Here is a 1,611-nt window from a genome sequence, read left to right on the forward strand (position 1 = left end):
CTCGCGTACCGGGCGGTCCCGGTCGGCGCGGCCCGCGCCGTTGCCGCGGCCGTTGTCCCTGCGGCTGTCCTTGGCGTCCCGGCCGTTGCCGTTGCCGTTGCCCGGCGCCTGGCGGCGCTGATCGCGGTGCCCGGCGGTCGAGCGGTGGCCGGGCTCCGGCTGCTCGAGCGTGAGGATCACGCCGCGGCCGTTGCAGCACTCGCACGGCTGGGAGAAGGCCTCGAGCAGGCCGGCGCCGACCCGCTTGCGGGTCATCTGCACCAGGCCGAGCGAGGTCACCTCGGCGACCTGGTGCTTGGTCCGGTCCCTGGCCAGGCACTCGAGCAGCCGCCGGAGCACGAGTTCCCTGTTGGACTCGAGCACCATGTCGATGAAGTCGATGACGAGGATGCCGCCGACGTCGCGGAGCCGGAGCTGGCGGACGATCTCCTCGGCCGCCTCCAGGTTGTTGCGGGTGACGGTCTCTTCCAGGTTCCCGCCCTGGCCGGTGAACTTGCCGGTGTTCACGTCGATGACCGTCATCGCCTCGGTCCTGTCGATGACGAGCGAGCCGCCGCTCGGCAGCCACACCTTGCGCTCGAGGGCCTTGGCGAGCTGCTCGTCGATCCGGTACGCGGCGAACACGTCCTCGCCGTCCGACTCTGGCGACTCCTCCCAGCGGCTGAGCCGGTCCGCCAGGTGCGGCGCGACGTAGCGCACGTACTCGTCGATCACGTCCCAGCCGTCGTCGCCGGACACGATCAGCTTGCTGAAGTCCTCGTTGAACACGTCCCTGACCACCCGGATCGTCAGGTCCGGCTCGCCGTACAGCAAGGACGGCGCGCTGGCCGTCTTTGCCTTCTTCTCGATGTTCTCCCACTGGGCGGCCAGCCGCGTCACGTCGCGGTCCAGCTCGGCCTCGGCGGCGCCCTCGGCGGCGGTGCGCACGATGACGCCAGCGTTCTCCGGGGTCACCTTCTTGAGGATGTTCTTAAGCCGGTTCCGCTCGGTGTCGGGAAGCTTCCGGCTGATGCCGGTCATCGACGCGCCTGGCACGTAGACGAGGTAGCGGCCGGGCAGCGAGATCTGCGACGTCAGCCGCGCTCCCTTGTGCCCCACCGGGTCCTTGGTGACCTGCACGATGATGGCCTGGCCCGGCTTCAGCGCCGACTCGATGCGCTTGGACTGGCCTTCCAGGCCTGACGCGTCGAAGTTAACCTCACCCGCGTACAGCACCGCGTTGCGGCCCTTGCCGATGTCGACGAAGGCGGCCTCCATCGACGGCAGCACGTTCTGCACCTTGCCCAGGTACACGTTGCCCACGTAGGAGGCGTGCGTCGTGCGGTTCACGTAGTGCTCGACGAGCACGCCGTCCTCGAGCACGGCGATCTGGGTGCGGTCGCCGCGCTGCCGCACGATCATCGTCCGCTCCACGGACTCACGGCGGGCGAGGAACTCCGACTCGGTGACCACCGGCGGCCGGCGGCGGCCGGACTCGCGGCCCTCCCGCCTGCGCTGCTTCTTCGCCTCCAGCCGGGTGGAGCCCTTGATGGCGCGCACGTCGTCCGCCGGGTTGTGCGGCTCGCGCACGTGCACCACGGTGTCCGGCGGGTCGTCGGGCGACGCCACGTC

1 protein-coding gene is annotated in these 1,611 nt (G+C 70.3%); it reads right to left on the reverse strand.

The window, feature by feature from the left end; translation table 11 throughout:
• Positions 1 to 1,611: Rne/Rng family ribonuclease (locus WA805_RS28955; protein ID WP_425243912.1), on the reverse strand; the 1,611-nt coding region annotated here is incomplete at both ends.

Origin of the sequence: Trebonia sp., from assembly GCF_049794275.1 — a bacterium.
Taxonomy (GTDB): Bacteria; Actinomycetota; Actinomycetes; order Streptosporangiales; family Streptosporangiaceae; genus Trebonia.